The sequence below is a fragment of the Nonomuraea sp. NPDC052116 genome (assembly GCF_040680035.1).
Taxonomy (GTDB): Bacteria; Actinomycetota; Actinomycetes; order Streptosporangiales; family Streptosporangiaceae; genus Nonomuraea; species Nonomuraea angiospora_A.
Genome location: NZ_JBFAWA010000024.1, coordinates 28,431 through 53,764, shown reverse-complemented (window position 1 = coordinate 53,764; position 25,334 = coordinate 28,431). Strand labels below are relative to the sequence as shown.

General features: G+C 72.0%; 23 protein-coding genes and 1 pseudogene. 10 read left to right on the top strand and 14 right to left on the bottom strand.

Going from position 1 to position 25,334, the window contains the following annotated elements; translation table 11 throughout:
• Positions 1-32: 32 nt before the first annotated feature.
• Positions 33-2,840, bottom strand: a complete 2,808-nt coding sequence (locus AB0L65_RS38420) for an AAA family ATPase (protein WP_364255998.1) — start codon at positions 2,838-2,840, stop codon at positions 33-35.
• A gap of 153 nt (positions 2,841-2,993) precedes the next feature.
• Here AB0L65_RS38420 and AB0L65_RS38415 point away from each other — a divergent pair, with 153 nt between their 5' ends.
• From AB0L65_RS38415 to AB0L65_RS38395, 5 genes are all read left to right on the top strand, one after another.
• A complete protein-coding gene (locus AB0L65_RS38415; protein ID WP_355202541.1) occupies positions 2,994-3,185 on the top strand; it encodes a hypothetical protein in 192 nt (63 codons plus the stop codon).
• Between the two features lie 105 nt (positions 3,186-3,290).
• On the top strand, positions 3,291-3,995 hold the full coding sequence (locus AB0L65_RS38410; protein ID WP_364255995.1) for a GntR family transcriptional regulator: 705 nt from the start codon (positions 3,291-3,293) through the stop codon (positions 3,993-3,995).
• Entirely contained in the window at positions 3,988-5,145 is a 1,158-nt protein-coding gene (locus AB0L65_RS38405; RefSeq protein ID WP_364255992.1) for an MFS transporter, read from the top strand. Before AB0L65_RS38410 ends, AB0L65_RS38405 begins: the two co-directional genes overlap by 8 nt.
• 12 nt (positions 5,146-5,157) lie before the next feature.
• On the top strand, positions 5,158-5,628 hold the full coding sequence (gene rraA / locus AB0L65_RS38400; protein WP_364255989.1) for a ribonuclease E activity regulator RraA: 471 nt from the start codon (positions 5,158-5,160) through the stop codon (positions 5,626-5,628).
• Positions 5,629-5,786: 158 nt separating this feature from the next.
• Positions 5,787-6,065, top strand: a complete 279-nt coding sequence (locus tag AB0L65_RS38395; RefSeq protein WP_364255986.1) for a hypothetical protein — start codon at positions 5,787-5,789, stop codon at positions 6,063-6,065.
• A gap of 7 nt (positions 6,066-6,072) precedes the next feature.
• On the opposite strand, the gene AB0L65_RS38390 is transcribed toward AB0L65_RS38395, so the two are convergent.
• From AB0L65_RS38390 to AB0L65_RS38380, 3 genes are all read right to left on the bottom strand, one after another.
• Positions 6,073-6,981 carry a hypothetical protein gene (locus tag AB0L65_RS38390; protein WP_364255983.1) on the bottom strand — a complete coding sequence of 303 codons (909 nt, stop codon included), beginning with the start codon at positions 6,979-6,981 and terminating at the stop codon, positions 6,073-6,075.
• Between the two features lie 95 nt (positions 6,982-7,076).
• Entirely contained in the window at positions 7,077-7,628 is a 552-nt protein-coding gene (locus tag AB0L65_RS38385) for a hypothetical protein (protein ID WP_350732095.1), read from the bottom strand.
• A 322-nt stretch (positions 7,629-7,950) separates the two neighbouring features.
• Entirely contained in the window at positions 7,951-9,972 is a 2,022-nt protein-coding gene (locus AB0L65_RS38380) for a beta-galactosidase (RefSeq protein ID WP_364255980.1), read from the bottom strand.
• A 265-nt stretch (positions 9,973-10,237) separates the two neighbouring features.
• On the opposite strand from AB0L65_RS38380, the gene AB0L65_RS38375 reads away from it, so the two are divergent.
• Together AB0L65_RS38375 and AB0L65_RS38370 are read left to right on the top strand one after the other, a co-directional pair.
• Entirely contained in the window at positions 10,238-11,248 is a 1,011-nt protein-coding gene (locus AB0L65_RS38375; protein WP_364255977.1) for a substrate-binding domain-containing protein, read from the top strand.
• A gap of 20 nt (positions 11,249-11,268) precedes the next feature.
• Positions 11,269-11,508, top strand: coding sequence for a hypothetical protein (locus AB0L65_RS38370; RefSeq protein ID WP_364255974.1), 240 nt, complete (start codon positions 11,269-11,271; stop codon positions 11,506-11,508).
• 270 nt (positions 11,509-11,778) lie between these two features.
• Here AB0L65_RS38370 and add read toward each other — a convergent pair whose 3' ends face one another.
• Positions 11,779-12,726, bottom strand: a complete 948-nt coding sequence (gene add, locus AB0L65_RS38365) for an adenosine deaminase (RefSeq protein WP_364255971.1) — start codon at positions 12,724-12,726, stop codon at positions 11,779-11,781.
• A 65-nt stretch (positions 12,727-12,791) separates the two neighbouring features.
• Here add and AB0L65_RS38360 point away from each other — a divergent pair, with 65 nt between their 5' ends.
• Complete coding sequence (locus AB0L65_RS38360) at positions 12,792-13,532, top strand: alpha/beta hydrolase (RefSeq protein WP_364255968.1); 741 nt, start codon at positions 12,792-12,794, stop codon at positions 13,530-13,532.
• On the opposite strand, the gene AB0L65_RS38355 is transcribed toward AB0L65_RS38360, so the two are convergent.
• The 5 genes and pseudogenes from AB0L65_RS38355 to AB0L65_RS38335 all read right to left on the bottom strand — a co-directional run bounded on the left by AB0L65_RS38355 (position 13,529) and on the right by AB0L65_RS38335 (position 18,436).
• Positions 13,529-14,287, bottom strand: coding sequence for a class I SAM-dependent methyltransferase (locus AB0L65_RS38355; protein ID WP_364255965.1), 759 nt, complete (start codon positions 14,285-14,287; stop codon positions 13,529-13,531). The genes AB0L65_RS38360 and AB0L65_RS38355 overlap by 4 nt on opposite strands.
• An 87-nt stretch (positions 14,288-14,374) precedes the next feature.
• A pseudogene (locus AB0L65_RS38350) lies at positions 14,375-15,355 on the bottom strand (RNA polymerase sigma factor); the annotation flags it as partial.
• 176 nt (positions 15,356-15,531) lie between these two features.
• Positions 15,532-15,852, bottom strand: coding sequence for an MmcQ/YjbR family DNA-binding protein (locus AB0L65_RS38345; RefSeq protein WP_350732081.1), 321 nt, complete (start codon positions 15,850-15,852; stop codon positions 15,532-15,534).
• 65 nt (positions 15,853-15,917) lie between these two features.
• Entirely contained in the window at positions 15,918-17,348 is a 1,431-nt protein-coding gene (locus tag AB0L65_RS38340) for a wax ester/triacylglycerol synthase family O-acyltransferase (protein WP_364255962.1), read from the bottom strand.
• Positions 17,349-17,392: 44 nt separating this feature from the next.
• Positions 17,393-18,436, bottom strand: a complete 1,044-nt coding sequence (locus AB0L65_RS38335) for a winged helix DNA-binding domain-containing protein (protein WP_364255959.1) — start codon at positions 18,434-18,436, stop codon at positions 17,393-17,395.
• Positions 18,437-18,463: 27 nt separating this feature from the next.
• Between AB0L65_RS38335 and AB0L65_RS38330 the strand changes: the two genes are divergently transcribed.
• Positions 18,464-19,624 (top strand): cysteine desulfurase-like protein, encoded by a 1,161-nt coding sequence (locus AB0L65_RS38330; protein ID WP_364255956.1) that lies wholly within the window; start codon positions 18,464-18,466, stop codon positions 19,622-19,624.
• A 59-nt stretch (positions 19,625-19,683) separates the two neighbouring features.
• On the opposite strand, the gene AB0L65_RS38325 is transcribed toward AB0L65_RS38330, so the two are convergent.
• Together AB0L65_RS38325 and AB0L65_RS38320 are read right to left on the bottom strand one after the other, a co-directional pair.
• Positions 19,684-20,004, bottom strand: coding sequence for a hypothetical protein (locus tag AB0L65_RS38325; RefSeq protein WP_364255953.1), 321 nt, complete (start codon positions 20,002-20,004; stop codon positions 19,684-19,686).
• Positions 20,005-20,093: 89 nt separating this feature from the next.
• Positions 20,094-20,810 (bottom strand): BTAD domain-containing putative transcriptional regulator, encoded by a 717-nt coding sequence (locus AB0L65_RS38320; protein ID WP_355202582.1) that lies wholly within the window; start codon positions 20,808-20,810, stop codon positions 20,094-20,096.
• A gap of 140 nt (positions 20,811-20,950) precedes the next feature.
• Between AB0L65_RS38320 and AB0L65_RS38315 the strand changes: the two genes are divergently transcribed.
• Complete coding sequence (locus AB0L65_RS38315; protein WP_350732073.1) at positions 20,951-22,606, top strand: acetolactate synthase large subunit; 1,656 nt, start codon at positions 20,951-20,953, stop codon at positions 22,604-22,606.
• A gap of 56 nt (positions 22,607-22,662) precedes the next feature.
• On the opposite strand, the gene AB0L65_RS38310 is transcribed toward AB0L65_RS38315, so the two are convergent.
• Both AB0L65_RS38310 and AB0L65_RS38305 read right to left on the bottom strand, forming a co-directional pair.
• A complete protein-coding gene (locus AB0L65_RS38310) occupies positions 22,663-23,220 on the bottom strand; it encodes a hypothetical protein (RefSeq protein ID WP_364255949.1) in 558 nt (185 codons plus the stop codon).
• A gap of 268 nt (positions 23,221-23,488) precedes the next feature.
• A complete protein-coding gene (locus tag AB0L65_RS38305) occupies positions 23,489-25,111 on the bottom strand; it encodes a SulP family inorganic anion transporter (RefSeq protein WP_364256391.1) in 1,623 nt (540 codons plus the stop codon).
• Between the last annotated feature and the right edge of the window lie 223 nt (positions 25,112-25,334).

Sequence of the window (25,334 nt, the reverse complement as noted above, 5' to 3'; positions counted from 1 at the left end):
AGACCGGTGACCGGCCGCGCACCCGCGGCCGGTCACTCGGCGAGCCGGTGCGCCAGGGCGGCCCGGGTCTTCACCCCGAGCTTCCTGAACACGCTGGCCAGATGCGTCTCCACCGTCCTGGGGCTGAGGAACAGGCGCTCGCCGATCTCCCGGTTCGTCATGCCGTACGCGACCAGCTCGGCGATCTCCCGCTCCCGCTCCGACAACGAGCTCCCGGCGCCGGGCCGGTGGGCCAGGCCGGCGGCCATCCGGCGCTGCTCGACGCCCACCTGGGCCGCCAGCCACGGCGCGCCGCACGACAGGAACAGCTCCTTCGCCTGCCCGAGCTGCTGCTTGGCGGCCCGCGAGTCGTCGTCGCGGCGCAGCACACCGGCCAGCAGCATCCGGCCGAGCGCCTCCCCGATGGGCAGCCCGGCAGCCGCGAACCGGTCCACGGCCTCGCGCGCCGCCTCCTCCGCCTCGTCCTGCCGGCCCTGCGCGAGCGCGAGGACGGCACGGGCCCGCGCCAGGAAACCCGCCTGCACGGGAGGGGCGCCGAGCTCCACGACGCGGGCGGCGCGCTCGTACCACTCCCTGCCCACCGTCAGATCGCCCCGGGTGACCTCCACCTCCGAACGCAGCGCGTAACTGCCGACCACGCCCGGGCCGAGACCGGCCGGGTCGGCGGGCACCCGCGCCGCCAGCAGCCGCCCGCACGCCTCCGTCTCACCGACCGAGAACAGCACCTCCGACACCGCCTGGTCCGAGATGGTCCGCCACCAGGCCGAGCGCAGCACCTGCCCCCGCCGCGCCGGCTCGATCAGCGGCATCGCCGCGTCCGGACCGTTCAGCCAGAGCAGCGGGCGCGACTTCGTGACGTGGACGAACGCCAGCATCTCCGCGCTACCCAGATGCCGCGCGATCTCCTCGGCCTCCTCGGCGTCGCCCAGCGCCCGGTCGACGTCCCCCAGCCGGGCGTGGACGGTGGCGCGGGCGGCGTACAGCAGCGGCACCACGTGGCTGCGCCCGTGGTCACGGGCCACCCGCAACCCGCGGGCCAGGTGCCGCAGCGCGTCGGCGTTGCGGTCGGCCAGGAACTCGCCCCACGCCAGCGCGGCCACGAGCCCGAGGTCGTCGCACAGCTCGCGGTCGGTCAGCCCGTTCACCAGCGCGTCCGCCCGGTCGAGATACCGGTACGCCGCCCAGAAGTCGCACCGGTAGAGCGCCGCGACCGCCAGCAGCGTCACGGCCGTGGCCGGCAACCCTCGCCGGGTACGCGGTCCTGCCAGCCCGAGCGCGAGCGAGGCGTTCTCCCGGCCCTCGTCCCAGCGCCCGTCCAGCAGGTCGTTGGCCGCCAGCTCCACCAGCAGCGCGCACCGCCCGCCGGAGTCGCCACCCGGAGCCTGGTCCAGGTGACCCAGCTCGGCGGTCAGGATCGCCCGGGCCTCCTCGAAGCGGCCCAGCGAGCGCTCCATCATGGACATCAGCTCCACCGCCTGGTCGCGGTGGTCGCCGCCCGTCTGTATGACCTCGCGCAGCAGCGTACGGCTCTCCGCCAGCTGCCCGGACACGCCCAGCGCCGCCGCCAGTGACAGCAGCAGGCCGGCACGCCGCCCACTGGGCACGTCGTCCGGCAGGGCCCGAAGAGCGGCGCGGAACCAGCGCGCCGCCGTCGCCGGGGCGGTCGCGGCCACCGCGTTCGCCCCCTCGGCCAGCAGCTCGGCCCCGTCCACGTCGCCGATCACGATCGCGTGCTCCATGTGCACCGCGCACCGCACGGCCGGCGCGCCGTGCGCGCGCAGGTACTCGGCCGCGCGCCGGTGCGCCGCCATCCGCCACGCGGGCCCCGCCATCCGGTACGCCGCCGCCCGCACCAGCGGATGCCGGAAGCCCAGGGTCCGCGGGCCGGAGGACAGGACGTTCCGTTGTACGAGGTCGTCCAGGGCGGGCACCACCGTGGCCAGGTCCAGCTCCGACACCGCCGCCACCAGCGTCGCGTCCAGCTCGTCGCCCACCACCGCCGCGGCCCGCGCCACCAGCCCCTGCACCTGGTCGAGGCCCGACAGCTCGGCGGCGATCAGCCGGTCCAGGGCGTTCACCGCGACGGGGCTCGCGGCCTCGGCGGGGTCGTCGCCGTCCGGCAGCGCGGCCAGGATCTCCAGGAACAGCGGGTTGCCGCCGCTGCGCTCGTACAGGCGGCGCCGGCGGGGCGCGGACATCTCCTCACCCAACAGCGCGTCCGCGTCGCCCGCCGACAGCGGGCCGAGGGGCAGCGCCACCACGGTGGCCGCGGCCAGCGCGCGCGTCAGCCCGGCCGGCAGCCCGCCGGTGCGCGCCGCGAGCAGGACGATCACGCGCCGGTCCGGCGGATGCCGGATGAAGTAGTCGAGGGCCTCGATGGAGGCGTCGTCGGCCCACTGCACGTCGTCCAGCAGCACGACCAGGCCGTCCCGCTCCGAGATGCGCTCCACGAGGCGGTGCGACGCCCGGAACAACCGGTGCCGGTTCAGCGCCGCCAGCCCGCGGGCCACTCCCCCGGCGTCCGCGCCGGCCTCGGCGGACAGCAGCGCGCGGATCTGCTCCAGGTCGGCGGCCAGCTGGAGGTGGCGATCGCCATCGGCCAGGGCGTCGAACAGGATCCCGAACGGCGCGCTGCGCTCGAACTCGGTGGCCCGCCCCGCCATCGCCGGCAGCCCCCGCTCCCGCGCCAGCTCGGCGACCGCCGTCAGCAACCGGCTCTTGCCGATCCCCGGGTCCCCTGTCATCAGCACGAACGTCGTCCCGTGCGGCTTGTCCAGCAGCCGCGCCAGGTGATCGAGCTCGGCGGAACGACCCGTCAACGGGCGCCGGGTCACCAGCACGTCATAACCTCCCCGCCAGGAAGATCGTCGATCCCACCCCCATCTCTATCCCACTCAGCCGTTCCGTCCAAGGATTACGTGGTTTCCCCGATGTTTCCGCTTCCGGAACATGACGGATGCCGCGAGCGTCGCCGCCCGGCGCATCGTGCTCTCATGAGCGACGACGACCTCACCCGATCCTGGAAAGACCCCTACCACCGCGACGCCGGCGTGCCCCATCCCGCGGGCGAGATCATGATCCCCGAGCACGGCGGCACCCAGGAGATGCCGACGCTGGGGACCACGTTCATCATCTGCACCCTGCCCGGCTGCAACCCCACCCTGTTCTTCGGCTGCACCTACTGATCGCATAACCTATAACGCTCACCATCGGAGCATCCAAGGGGGCATTCATCGACAAGATTGGCTGACGGTGTAGGTTATAACCGTCAGCCACGAGACGGGACGGCAATGGGCGAATCAGCGGCCGAGCTCTACACGACGAAGGCGGATTACGCCTACCTGCGGGTCAAGGAGCTGATCCTGTCCGGCCGGCTGGCCCCCGGTTCCGTCATCGCCCAGGCGCAGCTGGCCCGCGACATCGGCATCAGCACCACTCCCCTGCGCGAGGCGCTGCGCCGGCTCAAGAGCGAGGGGCTGGTCGAGCTGGACGCCCACCGCGACGCGCGCGTGGCTCCCTTGGCCGCCGAGGAGGCCCGCGACCTGCTGGAGCTGCGCCGCTCTCTCGACCCCCTCGCGGTCGCGCTGGCCGCCGAACGCCGTACCAAGGCCGACATCGCCGCCATGCGCGCCGCGCACGAGGGCCTCGAACCCCTGCCCGGCAACCCCGCCTACGAGCAGCTCGTCGCGCACCGCAGGTTCCACTCCGCCCTCTACTCCGCCTCCCACAACGACCTGCTCATCCAGACCCTCGACAGCCTGTGGGACAAGGCCGACCGCTATCGCCGCCTCGCCCTTGAGGTCGAACGCGGCCAGGCCGCCCGCGACCGCAAGGCCGCCGAGCACGAGGCCCTGCTGGAGTACGTGATCGCGGGCGACGCGGAGTCGGCCGCCGGCGTGATGCGCGAGCACATCGACACCAGCCTCGGCGCCCAGGCCGCCTGGCGGCTGCGCAAGCACCAGAACCCCGTGGGCCAGGACGAGGTAGATGCCTGACGCCTGGCATCGGCACGCGGTCCTGCTCGCCCACTCCACCGGCACCCAGGTGATCACCTTCGTGCTGCGGCCCACCATGTCGTACCGCGCGATCGAGCTCGACGTGCCCACGGCCTGGCTCGGCCTGCTCGGCGCCAGCTTCGCCATCGCGCCACTGCTGCTGGCCCTGCCCGCCGGCCACGCCGCCGACCGGTACGGCGAGCGCCGCATGGCCGTGGCGGGCGCGCTCCTGCTCACCGCCTCCGCCGTCGCGTTCACCGCGTTCGGCCACACCGTCCCGGGCCTGGTCGCGGCCGGGGTCCTGCTAGGCACCGGCCACCTGGGCAGCGTCATCGCCCAGCAGGCCCTGGTCGCCAACACCACCGAGCACGGCCGCCACGACACCGCCTTCGGCCACTACACCTTCGCCGCGTCCCTCGGCCAGGCCGCCGGCCCGCTCATGATCAGCCTGCTCGGCGGCGACGGCTCCATCCCCGACACCGGCCGCATCTTCGCCTGGTCCTGCGGCCTCGGCGTGCTCCTCCTCGCGCTCTCCGCGCTGCTCCCGCGGAGCGGCGCGGCCGCGCGGACCCGGGCCGAGAGCGGGGACCTGCGCTCGCTGCTGCGCCTGCCCGGCCTCGCGCACGCCCTGGTGACCAGCTGCGTGGTGCTGTCCGCGGTCGACATCACGCTGGCGTACCTGCCCGCGCTCGGCACCGAGCACGGGCTGACCGCGAGCGCCGTGGGCCTGCTGCTGACCGTACGCGGCGTCGCCTCCATGGCCTCGCGCTTCTTCCTCGGCCACCTCGCCCGCCTGGTCGGACGGCGCAGGCTGCTGGTCGGCAGCACCCTCGCGGCGGCGGTCGCCATGCTGCTCACGCCCATGTCCATGCCGCTGTGGGCGCTGGCCGCGCTGCTGCTGGTCGCGGGGTTCGGGCTGGGGGTGGGACAGCCGCTGACCATGTCGTGGCTGGCCGAGTCCGCCCCCGCCGGGATGCGCGGCCGGGCCATGTCCCTGCGCCTGGTCGGCAACCGTACCGGCCAGCTGATCATCCCCGGCGCGGCCGGGGTCGTGGCCGCCGGGCTCGGGGCCGGCGGCGTGCTCCTCGTCACCGCGCTCAGCCTCGGCTGGGCCGGCGTGGCCGCCCGGCGGCTTCCCGTCGATCCCTAGGAAGGCTCCACCATGACCGTTGTCACCGCAGACCTGTACGACGAGCGCGGCGACCAGCTCGACTCCTGCGACCTGCAGCTGCGCCAGTACGGCGGCCGGCGCGCCTTCAGCGGCCCCGTCGTCACCGTCCGGTGCCACGAGGACAACGTCCTGCTCAAGTCCGTCCTGTCCGAGCCCGGCGAGGGCCGGGTCCTGGTGGTGGACGGCGGGGGCTCCCTGCACACCGCCGTCATGGGCGACGTCATCGCCGGCATGGCGGTCGCCAACGGCTGGGCCGGCGTCGTCATCAACGGCGCCGTACGCGACGTCGCCGCCCTGCGCGAGCTCGACCTGGGCGTCAAGGCCCTCGGCTCCAACCCCCGCAAGAGCGCCAAGGTGGGCGGCGGCGAGCGCGACGTCCCCGTCACCTTCGGCGGCGCCACCTTCCGTCCCGGCGCCGATCTGTTCAGCGACGACGACGGGATCCTCGTCACGCTCCGCTGATCGCTCGGCCGGCGGCCGCCGCGTGAAACGGCGGTCGAACGGGCGGAGAGATCTTGCGCCGGCCGGCCGCCATGACCGAGCCTTTCCCTCATGACCTTGGACGCGGACACGGCGGCCGCCATCGACTTCGCCCGCGAGCACCGCCGCGGGAGACGTCCGTGAGCAAGGTGGCCACGCACCGGTGCGTTCCTCCGGGCGTCCACGGCGGGCCATGGCGGTGCTCCGGCTGCGGCCAGCTGTGGGAGCCGCTCCCCCCGCCGCCACGCCCCGAGCGTGACCCTGAGGCCCCGAACCGCAGATCCGGCATAGCGGCCGGCACCTCGATGGGAGCGCTGTGCCTGGCCGCCATAGCGCTCTCGAAGCTCCTCACCGTCGCGTTGTGCGCGGTCGCCGTGCTGGGGCTCTTCTGGTCGTACCGGTGGGAGCGCCGCGGGTGAGGCCAGGTCAGGGGCCCTCGACGGGCAGGAGGGGGCCGGTGAGGGGCTCGTCGCGGTCGCAGGTCAGCTCGCCGTCCCGCACCCGCAGCCGGGCGGCCTGGACCGACGAGCGGCGGCCACCGCCCGGGTGGGTGAAGTAGAAGATCACCGCCTCCTCCTCCCCCGTCACCACGACGTCCGCGTGGTGGCCGAACCCGTCGTCGTCCGGGCGCGTGCCCGGCTGGTCGAGGATGAGGCCCCGCGGCTCCCAGACGTCGAGGTCGTCCGAGACCAGCACGCGCTGGCCGTGCCACTCGTCGACGATCATCCAGTGGCGGCCCCCGAGCGTGAACACGTTGGCCCCCTCGTGCGCGGAGATCGTCACGGCGGGTCCGCGGACCTGCCAATGGTGCAGGTCGGAGCTGTCGGCGGCCCAGGTGTGCGAGCCGTCGGCCTCGTCCTTGTACCAGAGCCGGTGGCCGCCGCCGGGCAGCGCGGCCACGCAGGCGTCGATCACGTACGGGGAGGACAGGCCGAGGGTGGACCGGAACGTCCACCGTACGAGGTCGGGGCTGGTGTAGTGGCGGATGTGGCGCTCGTGCCCCGGCCACGCCTCGGGGACGCCGCGGATGACGCTGACGTACATGTGGTACGTCTCGCCGTCGTCGACGATCTCCGGCGCCCAGTACGTGTGCCGCCCCCATTCGGTGTCGAGACCCTCGATCGTCCCCCGGTAGAGCCAGGTCGCGCCGCCGTCCGCCGACGACGCGACGCCGAGGTCGGTGCCGTGCACCCAGCTCACGTCCCCCCGGTCAGGGGCGCTCGCGCGGCGGCTGGTGTAGACGAGCCACCAGGCGCGCTCGGCCCGGTTCCAGATCAGGGTGGGGTCGGTGGCGCCGTCGTGCATGGGGTCGCGGTAAAGCGGCCGGGAGCTCATCTGGTCCCTTCGACGTGCGGTAGATCGTCCGCAAACGATACCGGCACGCGAAAAGGGCACCCCTGGTCAGGGGCGCCCTTTGGGGGAAGGCTGGCTCAGTTCGCGGGGAGCTTCACCGAGACCGGCCGGACGACCGGGCTGGCGTCCTTCTCGGCCCAGGCGCCGGTGGAGTAGGCGACCGGGAAGTTCTTCTTGCCGACGCCGCCGCCCCACTTGGTCACGACGTAGTCGATCTTGATGTGGCCCGCGCCGGCGACGCCGTCCACGGCCAGGGTGTCGGGGTTGAACGTGCCGCCGGTCAGCTCGGCGAACGTCTTGGCGTCGAGGTCGAGCATCACACCGCTGTTGGAGGGGTTGCCGGGACCGCGGTCACCGACGAAGAACGGGAGCTTCTTGCCCTTGTAGATGACGTAGCCCTCGGTCATGAGCGGCCAGCTCGGGCTGGCGGCCAGACCCTTCTGCATGGGCTTGCCGGCGGCGGGCAGACCGGTGTCACCCGCGCGGCCGGAGGAGTCGTCCCAGAAGTAGGACGCGGTGGTCGAGCCCTGGAGCACGGCCGTCTGGGTGATCGTGCTGCCGGCCTCGGCGTCAGCGTGCGCCGCGGGCGAGCCGACGGCCATGGCGGTCAGCACGGAGGCGGTGAGCATGGCGATAGAGTGCAGGCGAGCAGACATAGGTAGGCGCAGTCCTTTGTGAGGCGACAGGGCAATACGCTCTTCACTCACGTAGCCGGGCATGATGCCGTAAGAGCGGCACGTGGAGCGTGAATCCAACCAGAGGGAGTCCGGTCGAGTGGTGCCTTCCACGTTGGTAAGGCCCAGGTCACTCGCCGGTAACGACTACCAAGCTACCCATTGAAACGGACAAAGGCAAACATAACCCCATGAAACGGATATAGATCTACGTTCGGGGTAAAGGCTTAAGTCAAAAGCCCCGGCGGGCAGGGGACCGCCGGGGCATACGTCGGGATTACGAGCGGGCGCGCCGGATCACCGCCGCCCCCAGCGGGGCCAGCTCGACCGGACCCGACACCGCCTGCCCGGTGAGCAGGTCGGTCCCCTCCCCCTCGAACGGGACGGCCGCGCCCAGCTCGCCGCTGTGGTTGAGCAGGAACACGTACTCGTGCTCCTCGTCCCCCCGCACGGCGCACTCCACGTGGGCGGGCGCCTGCGGGAACGGCGACCGGACACCCGCCGCCGCCACGGCCGCGAGCAGTTCGGCGTCGAAGGCGGACTGCTCCAGGAGGGTCGCGAAGTACACCACGCGCCCCGCGCCGAAGCGGTTCTCCACCACGGCGGCCCGGCCGGCCAGCAGCCCGTCACCGTAGGTGGCCAGGGCCGTGCCGGTCTCCAGGTGCAGGTCGTCGCGCCACCACGTCGAGGTCGCCCGCCGCCCGTCGGGGAACTCCACGGAGAAGACCTCGTGCGGCCGCGCCGGCCAGTACTCGTCCACCTTGGCCCCGATGAGCTGCCGGAACGCGCCCGGGTAGCCGTCGGGCCGCACCCGGTTGCACTCGTCGACCACGCCGGAGAAGAACGACATGACGACCGTCCCGCCGTTCTCGGCGAACTCGGTGATCCGCCGCACGCCCTCGTCGCCGATCAGGTACGCGTTCGGCACCACCAGCACCTTGTACCCCTCCAGCGCCGACGACGCGGACACGACGTCCACCGGGTGGTTGTTCGACCACAGCGGCGTGTAGTGCCGCATGACCGTGTCCGGGTAGCTGAGGTCCTGGCGCGGCAGCCCCGCGGTCTCCTCCAGCCCCCACCAGCCGTCCCAGTCGAACAGGATCGCGATCTCGGCCCGCGAGGTCGTCCCCGCCACGGGAGCGAGCAGCTTCATCTCCCGTCCCAGGTCCACGATCTCCCTGAACGTGCGCGAGTCCGGCCCGGAGTGCGGCAGCATCGCCGAGTGGAAGCGCTCCTGCCCGCCGCGGCCGGCCCGCCACTGGAAGAACATCACCGAGTCCGCCGCCCGCGACACCGCCTGCAGCGAGCCGAGCCGCATCCGGCCGGGCTCCTTGACGATGTTGAGCTGCCACTGGCTGACCGCGCTGGCCGCCTGCTCCATGAGCAGCCACGGCTGACCGCCCTTGAGCGAGCGGAACAGGTCGTACTGGAAGGCCGCCGACACGTGCGAGTCGGCGTCCGCGGGGTTGGGGTAGATGTCGAGCGCTACCGCGTCCTCCTCGGGCGCCCACTTCCAGTAGTCGGCGTGCTTGAAGAAGCGCATGAAGTTCGTCAGGACCGGGATGTCGTCGCGGAAGGAGCGGACGATGTCCCGTTCGGCGATGTAGCACTCGAGGAGGGCGTCGGAGGTGAAGCGCTTGAAGTCGAGCCGGCGGGCGGGGTTCATCCAGGTGCGCGGGATGTGCGGCACCTCGACCTGGTCCCAGTCGGTGTAGTGCTGGCTCCAGAAGCGGGTGTACCACGCCTCGTTCAGGGTCTCCAGGTCGCCGTAGCGGCGCTGCAGCCAGCGGCGGAAGTTGGCCGAGGCGGCCTCGTTGTACGCCGTGGGCCCGTACTCGTTGGAGATGTGCCACATCGCCAGCGCCGGGTGGAAGGAGTAGCGCTCGGCGAGCTTGGTGGTGATGTTCGCCGCGTACTCACGGTAGATGGGTGACGACGGGTCGTAGTGCAGCCGGTTGCCGAACCCGAACCGCTCGCCGTCGGCCATCACCGGGAACACCTCGGGGTGCAGGTGGGTGAGCCAGACGGGCGGGGCCGCCGTCGGGGTGGCCAGGTTGACGCTGATGCCGTTCTCGTGGAGGAGGTCCATGATCTCGTCCAGCCAGCCGAACTCGTACTTGCCCGGCTCCGGCTCCAGGGACGCCCACGCGAAGACGCCGAGGGAGACGATGTTGACGCCGGCCTCACGCATGAGCCGGACGTCCTCCCGCCAGACGGCGGGGTCCCATTGCTCCGGGTTGTAGTCGCCGCCGTAGGCGAAGCCCCCGATGCGGTTCCTGAAAGCATCCAAGCGAGACATTTCACTGCTCCTGTAGGGATGGGAGGATCCTCGACGCGATCCCGGCGGCCGCGCGCCCGCGCTCGACGACCCGGTTCATACGCCCCTCGCCAGTCGGAAAGTTTCTGGCACACTTTCCGAAAGATTACCGTGACATTGCCGAATGGTTACGGTAGGCTCGGGCCCGCAGCGATGTCAACAGCGCCGATCGGGTAGCAGTCTGCTCCAGGTCAGCGGGCAACCTGTGGGTTTGAGGTTTTTCCGAAAGTTGCAACTCGGAGGTCCTGTGGCTCGAGCAACGCTGGCGGACGTCGCCGCCGCTGCCGGAGTGTCCGTGCCGACGGTCTCCAAGGTCCTGAGCGGGAAGAAGCACGTCTCCACCGCCACCAGGGACAAGGTGCTGGAAGCGGTCAGGGCCTTCGGATACGAGGCCCCGCGCCCGCCGAGCACTCCCCGGGCCGGTCTCGTCGACCTGCTCATAGACGGGCTCGGCTCCCCGTGGGCCCAGGTGCTCATCAGGGGCGCGGAGCAGGCGGCCGCGCGGTGGGGGTTCTCGCTCGTGGTGACCTCGTCCGCGCGGGCCGACTTCGACCTGCGGCGCTGGATCGGGATCGTGCGCAAGCGCAGCACCGACGGCATCGTGCTGGTGCTGTCGCGGGCCAACCAGGAGGAGATCTCGGCCATCGAGGAGCTCCTGCACGTGCCCCTGGTGCTGCTCGACCCGGTGGGCAAGCGCGATCCGCGCATCTCCACCGTCGGCGCCACCAACTGGTCGGGCGGCGTCATGGCCACGACCCACCTGCTGGAGCTGGGGCACACCAGGATCGGCTTCATCGGCGGGCCGCTCGACACGCAGTGCACGCTCGACCGGTACGAGGGTTATCTGGCAGCGCACCGTACGTTCGGGATCGACCCCGACCCCGGGCTGACCCGTTACGGCGACTTCCTGATCTCCGGCGGCAGAGAGTTCGGGGCCGAGCTCCTCGACCGCCCCGACCGGCCCACCGCCATCTTCGCCGGCTCCGACATGCAGGCGGCCGGTGTCTACCAGGCCGCCACCGAGCGCGGGATCCGGGTGCCGGGCCAGCTGTCCGTGGTCGGCTTCGACGACTCCACGTGGTGCGAGATGATGTCGCCGCCGCTCACCACGGTCCGCCAGCCGCTCGACGACATGGCCAACGAGGCGGTCCGCCTCATCTCGGAGGAGCTGACTCATCCGAGGGGGCCGGTCGGGACGCGCATAGAGCTCGCCACCAGCCTCGTCGTCCGCAGCAGCACCGCCGCTCCCGCCTCGTGATCATCGCCAGGGAGCCGCGCGTGGCCGCGTACGCGATCTGCGTCGACGACGGCCGGATCCTCCTCGCGCGCTGGGTCGGCCCCTCCGGCGAGCGCCACTGGACGCTCCCCGGCGGCACCCTGCGCCACGAGGTCGGCGGCAGCACGGACCGGGCCGCGTGGGTGCCGCTCGACGAGGTGGCCGGCCTCGAACGGGCCGAGGTGGTGGACATCGGCCTGGAGCTCCACCGCGTACGCCCCGGCAACGGCCGGGTGGACTAACCGGCGAAGGCGAGGGCGCCGCAGAACAAGAGGAACAGCGCCACACTCAGGCCGCGCTGCCGCCAGGAGGCACCCGAAGTGCCCGCATTGGGAGGTGTCCGCCAGCGCGGAACCGAGCAGCGCCCATCCGAAGTGGAGGAACGGCAGGATCGCGCCGACCACCCCGGCGAAGACCACCCGCTCGGGCAGCCGCTGAGCCACGGACGGCGTGCCCGGCCTCGATAAGTCCATGCCGACAGCTTCTCATGCGACCGTGCGGACGCCCGTGGGTCACTCAGCGGCGAGCCAGGCGTCCACCTCCGCCCGCAGCCGCGCCTTGACGGGCTCCGGCGCGAACGACGCGTCGATCGAGGCCCGGGCCAGGTCCGCCAGGTCCGCGTCGCCGTACCCGAACACGTCCCGCAGCCGGGCGTACTCGTCGGCCAGGGCCGTCTCCCCGTCGGTGTTGATCGTGACCGCCAGCCCGGCCTCCCTCAGCCGGGGCAGCGGGTGCTCGGGCAGGGAGGGGACGAACCCGAGCAGGACGTTGGACGTGGGGCAGACCTCCAGCGGGATCCCGCGCTCGCGCACCTCGGCCACCAGCTCGGCGTCGTCCAGCACCCGGATGCCGTGCCCGAGACGCTCGGCGTGCCCCAGGGAGAGCGCCTCGCGGATGCTGGCGGCCCCGGCCGCCTCGCCCGCGTGGTGCACCAGGCGCAGCCCCGCGTCCCTGGCCGCGTCGAGCACCTCCGCGAACGGCGCCAGCGGGTAGCTCTCGTCGCCGGCCAGCCCCATGCCGATCACCCGGTCGTGCCGGCCGGCCAGCTTGAACGTGCGCCACAGCCGCTCCACCGGCCGCCGCCTGGAGTGGTCGAGCAGCACGTTGTACGCGATCCCGTAGCGGGAGGAGCCCTCCTCCAGCCCTTCGAGCACCGCCTCCAGCGGCATCTCCGGGTCCCCCACCCGCTCCCCGTGGGAGGCGGCGGTGAAGGTCACCTCGACGTAGCGGGTGCCCTGGGCGGCCTCGTCCTCGCAGAACTCCACCGCGATCCGCCGGAAGTGCTCGGGGGTGCGCAGCAGGTCGCGCACCCGCGCCCGCTCGTCGCCGAACTCCCTGAAGCTCGCGAACAGCTCGCTGCGCTCGGGCGTCCCGCCCAGGTCGCGCACGGTCGCGGGCCGGACGGTGCTCTCCAGGTGAACATGCAGGTGGGCCTTGGGCAACGCACGTACGTCTCTCACTCCCCTCACCCTAAAGGAGGGCTCAGAGCGTATGCAGCCGGATATTCGCGGCGTACGTTCGGGGCATGACCCTTGTGCTGGTTCACGGCGTCCCTGAGACCGCCGCCGTCTGGGACCCCCTCCGCGCGGCCCTGGGCCGCCAGGACGTGCGGGCGCTCCGGATGCCCGGCTTCGGCTGCCCCCGGCCGGACGGGTTCTCCGCCACGAAGGAGGAGTACGTGGCGTGGCTGGCCGGCGAGCTGGAGGCGATGGCGGGCGACGAGATCGACCTGGTCGGCCACGACTGGGGCGGCGGCCTGGTGGTGCGCCTGGTCAGCACCCGCCCCGACCTCGTCCGCACGTGGGCCACGGACGCCGCCGGGCTCGGCCACCCCGCCTTCGAGTGGCACGACCTGGCCAGGCTCTGGCAGACGCCCGGGGCCGGCGAGGAGTTCTTCGAGCAGCTGCTGGGCACGCCCCTGGAGGAGCGGGCCAAGGGGTTCGAGGGCTTCGGCGTGCCGTTCGAGCACGCCCTGGAGATCGCGGCCGGCGTCGACCAGGTCATGGCCGGCAGCATCCTGGCCCTCTACCGGTCGGCCGTGCGGGTGGGTGAGGAATGGTCGCCCGCGTTCGCGGACGTCCCCGCGCCCGGGCTGGTGATCGTTCCCGAGGGCGATGCGTTCCTGGCGCGGAGCGTGGCGGAGGAGAGCGCGGCGCGGGCGGGCGCCACTGTGACCGAGCTGCCGGGGCTCGGCCACTGGTGGCTGCTCCAGGAGCCGGCGACCGGCGCGGCCAGGCTGCAGGAGTTCTGGGAGTCGGCCCGCTAACCCTTGGTGATGCGGATCTTCGACTGCTTGTGCGGGCCGCGCTCCCAGTCGTCCATGAACGTGGCCCGCAGCCCGTAATCGGCGGCCAGCTCCACCAGCGTCTCGGTGCGGTAGTAGAAGTCCTCCCGCAGCACCTGGTGCTCCTTGCCCTCGGTGCGGTCGAAGGTGAAGTCGAACCAGGCGGCCGGCTTCATCACCCGCCCCACGTGGGCGAAGCACTCCTCGATGACGTGCAGCGGCGAGTGCGAGAACACGCTGTGCGCGTGGACGACGTCGAAGTGCTCGCCGGGCAGGAAGGCGAAGCGCAGGTCGCGGACGGGCGTGAGGTAGGGCAGCTTGTGGTTGAGCCCGTGCCCGACGATCGTGTGCTGGGCCGCCATGAGGATGTCGGGAGAGATGTCGATGCCGTAGTAGTTTCCGGCGTGCAGGTAGTCGATGAACAGCCGCCCGGCGCGCAGGTTGCCGCACCCGATCTCCAGCATCCGGTAGTCCGGCTTGAGCCCGTGCTCCACCAGGTAGTCGAACTGCATGCGCCCCAGCGCCAGCCACCGTCTGTGCGTGTGCGAGCCGACCGCGCCCTCGGGGTCCCGCGCGGTGTCGGACTTCATGACGGCCCGGTAGTAGGCGACGTGATCACGCGTGCGCAGCCGGAACCAGGTGTCGCGGGCCAGCCGCCGCAGGTGGGGCGCGATCCGGTCCGGGTTCTTGACGGCGTAGGCGAGTTGGTGGACGAGGCTCGATCGGGCGCGTTTCACGCCTGGGAATCTAGGACAGCCCGCCTGCCCCCACAGGTCCGTGGCGACAGTCTTGGGTCTTCGTTTGCGCAGCCTTTCAGTCGCGGGTCAGCTCAGGTAGTCGCGCAGCGCCAGCGATCGGGAGGGGTGGCGGAGCTTGGACATCGTCTTGGCCTCGATCTGCCGGATGCGCTCGCGGGTGACGCCGTAGATGCGGCCGATCTCGTCGAGGGTCATCGGCTTGCCGTCGTTGAGGCCGTAGCGCATGCTGATCACGCCCGCCTCGCGCTCGGAGAGCTGGTCGAGCAGCGCGTGCAACTGCTGCTGGAGCAGCGTGAACGAGACCGCGTCGGCCGGGGAGACGGCCTCGGTGTCCTCGATGAGGTCGCCGAACTCGCTGTCGCCCTCCTCGCCCAGCGGCGTGCTCAGGGAGATCGGCTCGCGGCCGTATCCCTGGACCTCGATGACGCGGTCGACCTCGAGCTCGCACTCCTTGGCCAGCTCCTCGGGCGTCGGCTCGCGGCCGAGGTCGGTCTGCAGGCGGCGCTCCGTCCGCGCGACCTTGTTGATCAGCTCGACCATGTGCACGGGGATGCGGATCGTCCGGGCCTGGTCGGCCATGGCCCGGGTGATGGCCTGCTTGATCCACCACGTCGCGTACGTGGAGAACTTGTAGCCCAGCCGGTAGTCGAACTTCTCGATCGTCCGGATCAGGCCTAGGTTGCCCTCCTGGATCAGGTCGAGGAAGAGCATGCCGCGGCCCGTGTAGCGCTTGGCGATGGAGACGACCAGCCGCAGGTTGGCCTCCAGCATGCGGCGCCTGGCGATCTCGCCGTCCCGGGCGATCCACTCCAGATCGGCGCGCAGATCGGCGGGCATGCACGGCTCGGTCTCGAGCCGCTCCTGCGCGAACAGCCCGGCCTCGATGCGCTTGGCCAAGTCGATCTCCTGCTCAGCGGTGAGCAGCGGCACGCGGCCGATCTCCTTCAGATAAGCCTTGACCGAGTCGGCGCCGACGGCCGCGCCACCGTCGGCGACGTTGTCGTCGAGTTCGAGAACCTCTGCTGCTTCGGACAAAACACACTCCTCGCTCGCTTTGGACGCACGACGCTGAAACGTGGTGACCTACGACGTAGGGGCTGAAACCATCGGCACCTCGGGGTCTGAGGGAACGGCGAAGTCGGGAGACCTGGCAGGCCGCCTCCTTCCAAGCTACCCAACTGTGCCCGCGAGTGGCCCCAGCCGGCCGCCGTCCGGCGGGCGTGTCAGCGCGTCAGGGACTCGACGTACGTGGCGGCCTCCGTCAGCAGGCCGCGCCAGACCTCCTCGTCCGGCGTGCGCAGGGACACCCACTCCCGCATCCGCCGGGCCGCCATGATCATCTCGTCGGCCGCGCCCTCGTCCACCAGCTCGGCCGCCCGCGCGGCGGGGAGCTTGAGCACGACCCGCTGCTCCTTGGAGAAGAACGCGAACACCTTTCCGTTGACCTTGAGGCCCTCGGAGTGGAACATGCGCCCCAGGCTCACCTCTGGACGGACCAGTTGCTCGGTGACCAGGTCGTCGTAGAGCTCCCGGGCGGTTGACATGCGATGCTCCTTTCCTCAGCGCTCCCAAGGTGCCACACGCCACCGACAGTTCCGCCGGCACGTGGCTAGTGCGGCAGGGTCGCTTCCGCGTGGAGCAGCTCGTCGAGGGCCGCACGCAGGTCGGCGGCCAGTTCCCAGGCGTCCGGCACCATCTCTCTGTCGGTGACGATCCCGATGTCGAGGGAGCCGTCGTAGGAGAAGGCGGTGATGTTCACGCCGCCGCTCACGTCCGTGATCACCGACACCGGGTAGTGGGTCAGCAGCCGGGCCCCGCACACGTACAGGGGGAACTGGGGTCCGGGCACGTTCGAGACGCCCACGTTGATCGGCGGCGCGGTCTGCCCGACGAGCGAGAAGGCCGAGCGGGCGGCCAGCCCCATGAGCGCGGCCGGCATCGACTCGCTGAACTCGCGCAGCCAGCGCGCGGGCGCCAGCGAGAAGCGGTCCTTGATCCGCTGCATGGCGTGCCGCACGTGGTGCAGCCGGGCGACGGGGTCCTCGACGTGCACGGCCAGCGGCGCGGTCATGATCGCCACCTGGTTGCCGGGGCCCTCCACCCCGGCCGCGCGCAGCGAGAACGGCACCCCCGCCACCAGCGGCTGGTGCGGGACGCCGCCGTGCGCGGCCAGCCACGTGCGCAGCGCGCCCGCGCACACCGCCATGACCACGTCGTTGACGGTCACCCCGAACGCCTTGCGCACCCGCTTGATCTCCTCCAGCGGCAGCGACACGAACGCGAAGCGCCGGTGCCCCGACACGGGGCCGCTGAACGGCGTCCTCGGCGCGGGCAGCGCCGGCAGCTCGGGAGCCTGCCCGGCCCCGGCCAGCCGCCGGGCGAGCGAGGAGACGACCTGGCTGCCCGGGATCGAGGACACGACGGGGATCTCGTCCAGGTGCGGCATGGCCCTGGCGGCGAAGCGCAGGGCGAGCGCGGGGTTGCCGGCCAGCCTCGCCAGCCCGCGCGCCACCATCTCCGCGGCCCCGGGAGGCGGGGCGTCCCGTGAGGGCTCCTCGGCGGGCGGCGGCGTGGGCGTCGGACTGATGTCCAGGAGAGCGGCCAGGACGTCGGCGCCGCCAACCCCGTCCACGGCCGCGTGGTGGATCTTGGTGTAGAGGCCCATCCGCCCGCCGTACAGCCCGTGGATCAGGTAGATCTCCCACAGCGGCCGGCCGCGGTCCAGCCGGCGGGCGTGCAGCCGCGAGACCTGGTCGGCGAGCTGCCGGTCGTCGCCCGGCGGTGGCAGGCCGATCTCGCGTACGTGGTAGTCGAGGTCGAGATCGTCCTCCTGCATCCAGTACGGGTGGTCCAGCCCGAACGGCACGGGGGCCAGCTTGCGCCGCAGCGCGGGCACGTACGGCAGCCGCCGCTCGAGCAGGGCCTGGAGGTCGGCGCGGTTGAGGTCGCCGTCGAGGATGGCCAGGCCGGCGATGTTGGCGATGTTGGTCGCGGTCTCGAAATGGAGGAACTGCGCGTCCAGGGCGGTCAACTGGGCCATAGGTGACACCTCCGCCCCGAACCAATCAGACTCCGCCGGTCACTTCAAGAGTCGGTCACTTCAAGGGACGGGACCGCGTCGGGCTCGGCGAATGCCAGCAGCCGCAGCCCCTCCTCCTCCAGCACGTCGAGAGAGGCCGAGGTGAACGGGCTGATGAGCAGCGTGGCCTTCTTCGCGGTGCGCTTGATCTGCCACGTCCCGGCCGCGAAGCCGTCCACCAGGTAGACCGCCTTGACCCGGAGGTTCTTGGTGGCGACCCGGCCCCTGAACTCGTCGGCCAGCACCCGGGTGCGGTCCGCGTGGCCCAGGACCAGCGTGTCGAAGTCGGGCAGGAACCGTACGGGGGCGGGCACGTCGCCCCCGGGCCGCGGCGCGCCGGGCAGGTCGTACAGCTCCCTTCCCGTGAAGTCCGTGAGCCTTTCCAGCTCCATGCCGGACATGACGCGTTTGAGGCCGCCCAGCCCGGACCAGGTCTGCACGTCGGCGGGGGTCGCCGGGCCGAACGCGGCCAGGTAGCGCTCGATCAGCGCCTCCACGCCGGCGGGCTCCAGGGCGATGCCGGGCAGCGCGAACGCGGACTCGCGCGGAAAGCTCCACCGGTCCTCCGTCGGCACCATGATCAACGGAGTGAGCATGCGCACGGCGTATCCGAGCGCCCGGTCGTACCCGCCCGGGAACTCCTCCTGCAGCCTGGGCCGTAGCTCGTTGAAGGTCATCGGCCCGGCGGCCAGCAGCCGGTCGGCGGCGGCCACGACCGCGTCGAAGTCGACGTCGTCGAAGCGGCGCGCGGCGGCGGCCAGCACGGGCCGCACCACCGGACGGAACGCGGCGAAGTCCGCCGCGGTCACCAGGTGCAGCGTGGCCCGCCACATGGTGGCCCGCACCAGCGTGCGGGCGTGCAGCGCCGCGTGCAGGTCGTCCCGCGCGAACCCCGCCAGCCGGGACCACACCCCCAGGTACGGCGGCCGCGGCTCCTGCGCCTGCAAGCCGACCAGCCGGTGCACGACGTCGGCCACGTCACCCTCGTGCCGGTCGAGAAGGTGCTGGCGGGCCAAAGTGGCCCGGTTGAGGTCTCTGAGGGTGAGCATTTACCTATCATGCCTTTTCCTATTGATTTGGTACGTTCCTCCTATCCCGCGCTGGCAGACGGCTTCGCCTACCTGGACGGCGCGGCCGGCACCCAGACCCCGCGGCCGGTGATAGACGCCATCTCCGCCGCCTACCGGGCCGGGATCGGCAACGTCGGCGGCGCCTTCCCCGCCAGCGACCGCTCCGGCGCCATCGTGGCGGCCTGCCGCGCCGCCGTGGCCGACCTGGTCGGCGGCCATCCGGACGGCGTGGTGCTCGGCCCGAACATGACCACGCTGACCTACCGCCTGGCCAGGGCCATCGCGGGGCCGGGCGACGAGGTCGTGCTCTCCAGGCTCGACCATGACGCGAACGTCCGGCCCTGGACCCAGATCGGCGCCACCGTACGCTGGGCCGAGGTGGACCCGGTCACCGGGGAGCTGCCGGTGGAGCAGTACGCGGACCTGATCGGCGAACGCACCCGGCTGGTCGCGGTGACGGCGGCCAGCAACATCCTCGGCACCCGTCCCGACGTGGCCGCCATCGCCGAGCTGGCGCACCGGGCGGGCGCGCTCATGTACGTGGACGGCGTGCACGCCACCCCGCACGGCCCGGTGGACATGCGCGCCCTGGGCGCCGACTTCTACGCCACGAGCGCGTACAAGTGGTCGGGCCCGCACATCGGCGCGGTCGTGGCCGACCCGGCGCTGCTGGAGACGCTGCGGCCGGACAAGCTGGCCTCCTCCTCCGACACGGTGCCGGAGCGGTTCGAGACGGGGACGGTGGCCTTCGCCGACCTGGCCGGCGTGACGGCGGCCGTGGACCACCTGGCCGCCATGGTCCCGGGCGCGGGCACCCGCCGCGAGCGCCTGCTGGCCTCGATGAGCGCGGCGGAGGAGCACGAGCTGGCGCTGTTCGCGGTGCTGATCGAGGGGCTGGAGACGATGGCGCACGTCACGGTGTACGGCAAACCCGCCAGGCGCACCGCCACCGCCTACTTCAACGTGGCCGGGCACACCCCGCGCCAGGTGGCCGAGCACCTGGCCCGGCTCGGCGTGAACGTCTGGAACGGCCACAACTACGCCTGGGAGCTGACCGGCACGCTCGGCATCCGCGACTCGGGCGGGGCCGTGCGGGCGGGCCTGGTCCACTACAACGACCGCTCCGACGTGGACCGCCTGCTCGACGGGGTGGCCCGCCTGCGCTGAAAAAGGGGTGGACCCCACCCCGCGGGCGCGGGTGGGGTCCAGCTCAGTGGCCGAGATCGCTAGCAGCTGTGGTAGCCCGAGTTGTAGCCGTCGGCGAAGCCCCTCTGGTAGGGGCCGCCACCGGAGTACTTCAGGCTGTAGGGCTCCTTCTTCATGCAGGCGCTGCGACCGTCGGTGTAACCGGCCGAGCGGCCCATGTTGTACTGCTGCTTCTTGGCCTTCCTCTTCTCGGGTGGCTTGCTCGCGACGTGGGTGCTCGTCTGCGGGCTCGTCGCGGAGGTCTGCGCGAGGGCCTGGGCCGATGGGGTCGTGAGGGGTCCGAGTGTGACAGCGGTGAGAAGCGCTGGACCAGCCAGAATCAGGCTTTTCTTGATGCGCATTCCGGTCTCCCTTCTGTCACCACCCAGCGTGGAGGGGGTCGTGTCACCGCACCGTGATGTCGGCGTGACCGGAGCGTGACCGGGGTCGCTCAGCGGCCGCGCAAGCTGGCGACCAGCTCCCGCAATCTGGCGGTCGGCTCGATGCCGAGCTCGGCCCGCAGGCCCTCCGCGTAGAGCCGGAAATGGCGGATCGCCTCGGCCTGGTTGCCCTCCGCGAGATGGGCCTCGATGAGCGCGGCGCACGCGCTCTCCCGCAGCGGATCCGCGTGCGCGGCCACGCTCGCGGCCGTCACGGCCTCGGCGAACCGCCGCTGCCTGACGAAGATCGCCGACAGGGCCTCCAGGGCGTGCAGCCGCAGCTGGTGCCATTCGTCCGCGGCGGCCAGCACCCATTCCTCGTACCAGCCGGGCAGCAGGCCGTTGGCCAGCGCATCGACGGACCCCGCGCAGACGGTGGCCTCCTCGGCCTGGACGGTGGGGTCGATGAGGCGCTGCGCCAGCGCCCGGGCGTCGTCGAAGTCGACGCCGGTGTCCGGGGCCAGCCCGATCTCGGTCGTCCCGACGTGCAGCAGCGCCCGCCCGACCTCGTCGAGGCGTTTCAGCGCGGAGCGCAGGTTGGCGTGCGCGCGCCGCTCGGGCGCGTCGGGCCAGAGGGTGGTCGCCATCACGTTCCTGTGCACCGTCCTGCGGCTGATGGCGATGTACGCGAGCAGCCGCTCGGAGCCGTTGGAGACGGCGAGCTGCTCGTCGCCGGCCAGCAGCCGGAAACCGCCCAGAAGCGCGAGACGGAAAGGTCGCTCCACCATGCCCCCGGTCCTCTCCTGGTGCGAGATCAGTCCGGGGAGCCGCTGCTTAGATACCCGCTGGCGGGGCCGGGACACCGGAATGAACGGCGGCCTTCGTACGCTTGCACGGACGAAGTCGTTCAGGAAAGAAGGCTTGTCCCATGACCACGCAGGCCGTCGCGGCCCGGCTCATCGTGCAGGCGCTGGAGGCGGAAGGCGTCGAGTACGTCTTCGGCATCCCCGGCGAGGAGAACATCCACTTCGTCGACGCGCTCCAGGACTCCTCCATCCGCTACGTCCTCGTACGGCACGAGCAGGGCGCGGCGTTCATGGCCGAGATCTACGGCAGGCTGACCGGCAGGGCGGGGGTGGCCTCGGCCACGCTCGGCCCCGGCGCGATCAACCTGCAGCTCGGCGTGGCCGACGCCACCACCAACAGCACCCCGGTGGTGGCGATCAGCGCGCAGGTCGGGCTCGACCGCATCTACAAGGAGTCGCACCAGGTGGTGGACCTGGTGTCGCTGTTCAGGCCGATCACCAAGTGGTCGGAGCTCGCGCCGTCGCCGCAGGCGCTGCCCGAGATGATCCGCAAGGCGTTCAAGACCGCCCAGACCGAGCGTCCCGGCGCCGTCTACCTCGCCATCCCCGAGGACGTCGAGTCGGCGCCGGTTCCCGACGACCTGCGCCCGCTCCCCGTCAACGTGGTACGCACCCAGGACCCCTCCCCCGCGCAGATCGCCCGCGCGGCCGACGTGCTGGCCACCGCGCGCCGGCCGATCGTGCTGGCCGGGCACGGGGCCACGCGCGCCAGGGCCTCTCAGGCGCTGATCCGCTTCTCGGAGCGGCTCGGGCTGCCGGTGGCGACCACGTTCAACGGCAAGGGCGTCTTCCCCGACGACCACCGGCACGCGCTGGGGGCGGTGGGGTTCATGCGGCACGACTACGTGAACTTCGGATTCGACGAGGCGGACGTGCTGATCAGCGTGGGGTACGAGCTGCAGGAGTTCGACCCCGTCAAGATCAACCCGCATCGCGACAAGAAGATCATCCACATTCACCAGTTCCCCGCCGAGGTGGACGACCACTATCCGGTGGCGGTCGGCGTCCAGGGGGACATCTCGCGGTCGCTCCACGCGCTCGCGGACGCCGTGCACCGGCGCTTCGAGATCAACGGCACCGGCGAGAAGATCCGCCGCATGGTGCGGGAGGAGCTGGAGCAGGGGCGTTCGGAGGACGGGTTCCCGCTGTCACCGCGCCGGATCGTGGCCGACGTCCGCGCGGCGATGGGACGCGAGGACATCGTGCTGGCGGACACGGGGGCGGTGAAGATGTGGATGGCCCGCATGTATCCGACGTACGAGCCGAACACGATGCTGGTCTCCAACGGGCTGTCGTCCATGGGCTTCTCGGTGCCGGGGGCGCTGGCGGCCAAGCTGGCCTTCCCCCGCCGTCGGGTGCTGGCGGCGACGGGTGACGGGGCGTTCCTGATGAACTCGCAGGAGCTGGAGACCGCCGTGCGGGAGCGGATCCCGTTCGTGGTGCTGGTGTGGGAGGACGGCGCGTACGGGCTGATCGAGTGGAAGATGGACCTGGAGCTGGGGCGCGACTCCAACGTCACGTTCGGCAACCCCGACTTCGTCAAGTACGCGGAGAGCTTCGGGGCGCGCGGCTACCGGATCACCCACGCGGACGAACTGCTGCCGACGCTGCGCAAGGCGCTGGCGGACGACGTGGTGTCGGTGATCGCGGTGCCGGTCGACTACTCGGCGAACCTGGAGCTGACCGACAAGCTCGGCGAGCTCACCGGCCCCTTCTGAGCGTGCTTCACCCGCCCCTTCCGAGCGGGCTTCACCGGCTCGGCACGACAGCGGATTCACAGGCTCAGCACGACGATGCCCAGGCCGAGCAGGAAGTCGAGGACCATGCAGAACTCCGCCATCGACCGCGCCACGACCTGCTTGGCCCGCCACACGAGCAGGTCCTGCGCACCGTGGGCGATCAGCGCCCCCGCGACCAGGAAGCCGCCGGCCTGGGGCGACAGGGTCAGCGCCAGCAGTGCCGCGCCGCCGCAGACCAGCATGGCCGGGACCTGCGCGGCCGTCAGCAACGGCTGGCGCAGCAGCCCGCCCACCAGGCCGAGGACGATGAGGGAGACCGCGCCGCCGATCAGGGCGGGCCAGCCGTCGATCCCGAGCTGGTCCAGCACCACCCACGCCACGGTGCTGATGACGAACAGGGCCCAGACGGTGCCGGGCTTGCCGAGGACCGCCGTACCGAGGTAGATGAGGGCTGCCAGGAAGACGACGAACCCCAGGCTGCGGCCGTCCTCGAAGTCCAGGAGGGTGAGGACGGCGAAGCCCAGCCCGAGCAGGGTGGGCCAGCGATGCGCGACGGCCGGGAGCGCGCGGGGAGGTTCGGAAGTCCGAGTCATGAGCCGAGTGTCGCCGGTGCGGTGGCGGGGGGTGCAGGGCTCGGGCGCTCCAGGTCCGAAATCTTGGTGAGCCGGTCCCCATCCGTGGCGCCCACCCCTCCGGCGACGGGCACGCGCCACGACCCGAGGGTGCGGCACCGACAACCGACGCCGCACGATCAACGAACGGCGCACGGTCAACGGAGGGGCACGGCGGGCGTACCCCGTGCCCCTCCCGATGTCCTGGAAGTGAGGTGCCTCCCCCTGCGGGTTGGGGGAGGCGGAGGGGTCAGCCGGCCAGGTGGGGGAGGACGCCCGTGTGGTGGAGGCGGTCGCGGGCGGCCGCGATGGCCTCGTCGGTCGTGGCGAACACCTGCCCCGCCTCGTCCAGCCGGGCGAGCACCCCGAGCGCCTCCAGCGGCTGGTGGTGGCCGTCCGGGATGCCCGAGACGTACACCAGGATGCCCCGCCCCTCGAGCCGTTCGATCGCGTCGCCCAGGACCAGCGCGCCGCTGGCGTCGATGGTGGTGACGCGGGACAGGCGCAGCACCACCACGGACACGTCCGTCACCTCCGACAGCTCCGTCAGGAAGCGGTGGGCCGCGGCGAAGAACAGCGGCCCGGCCAGGCGGTAGGTGACGATGTGCTCGGCGAGCAGCGCGTGCTCGTCCTCGGTGTGATGGGGCTGCAGGTCGTGGCGGAGCGGCTCGGCGTCGAGGCGGGCGTTGCGCGCCAAGGCGCGCAGGGCCAGCGCCCCCGCCACCACCAGGCCCAGGATGACCGCCACCACCGTGTTGAGCATCAGGGTGGCGACGGCCGTCAGCACCAGGACCACGGCGTCGGCCCGGGTGGACCTGAACATGGCCTTGACGGCGTCGGTGTCGACCATGCGCACCGACGTGGCCAGCAGGACCCCGGCCAGCGCGGCCAGCGGGATCCGGGCGACGAGCCCGGCGGCGGAGTAGATGATCGCGGCCAGGATGCCCGCGTGGGCCAGCGCCGCGAGCCGGGACTGGGCGCCGGAGCGGACGTTGACCGCGGTGCGGACGATGGCGCCCGTGCCGGGCATGCCGCCGAACAGCGGGGTGACGAGGTTGGCCACGCCCTGTCCGAACAGCTCCCGGTCGGGGTCGTGGCGGCGTCCGGTGGTCATGCTGTCGGCGACGTTGGCCGACAGCAGCGACTCCAGCGCGGCCAGGGCGGCCACCGCGACGGCCGGGGTGAGCAGGGACGGCAGCGCGCCCGGATCCAGGAACCCCAGCGACGGCGCGGGCAGCCCGGTGGGCAGGTCGCCGATCCTGGCCAGCGGCAGCGCGGCCACCTCGGCGGCGACGGTGGCGATGGCCACGGCGGGCAGCGCGAACGGCAGGCTCGGCCGTACGCGTGCGGCCACCAGCACCACCGCGGCCACGGCCACGGCCACGGAGGTGGCCCACCAGTGCGGGTGGGCGAGGAAGTCGAGGACGGCGTGCCAGGCCACGATCATGACCTTGTGGCTGTTTTCCGGCGGGACGCCGAGTGCCTGGGGCACCTGTTGCAGGCCGATCACGCAGGCGATGCCGACGGTGAACCCCGCCACGACCGGGGCGGGGACCACGGCCATGTAGCGCCCGGCGCCGGTCAGCGCCAGCGCGAGCAGCAGCAGCCCGGCCAGCAGGCCGACCGTGAGCACGCCGGTGGGGCCGTGGGCGTCGAAGATCGGCATGAGCATCACCGTCATGGCGCCGCTCGTGCCCGAGACCTGCAGGTCGGAGCCGCCGAGCAGGGCCGCCAGCGCCCCGGCGACGACGGCCGTGGCCAGCCCGGACGCGGCCCCGAGACCCGAGGAGACGCCGAATCCGAGTGCCAGCGGCAGCGCGACGACCGCCACCGTGAGCCCGGCGAGCAGGTCCTGGCGGGGGCGGCGGCACATGGCCGCCAGCGACTCGCGTTCCGGCAGCACGGCGCGCAGCCGCCCCCAGGCCAGGGTCAGCGCGCCGGTCACGAGCTGTTACCTTCCGGTCCGGAAATGTAACCGTCTTGGTGCGCGAAAGGTCCTCTCACCATCACTCCCTACGAGTAAAGAGCGCCCCGCAATGCACCAAATTGCATATTTTTGCAATTGGTCAAGAGGCTCTCCGTATCAAGTACACCCC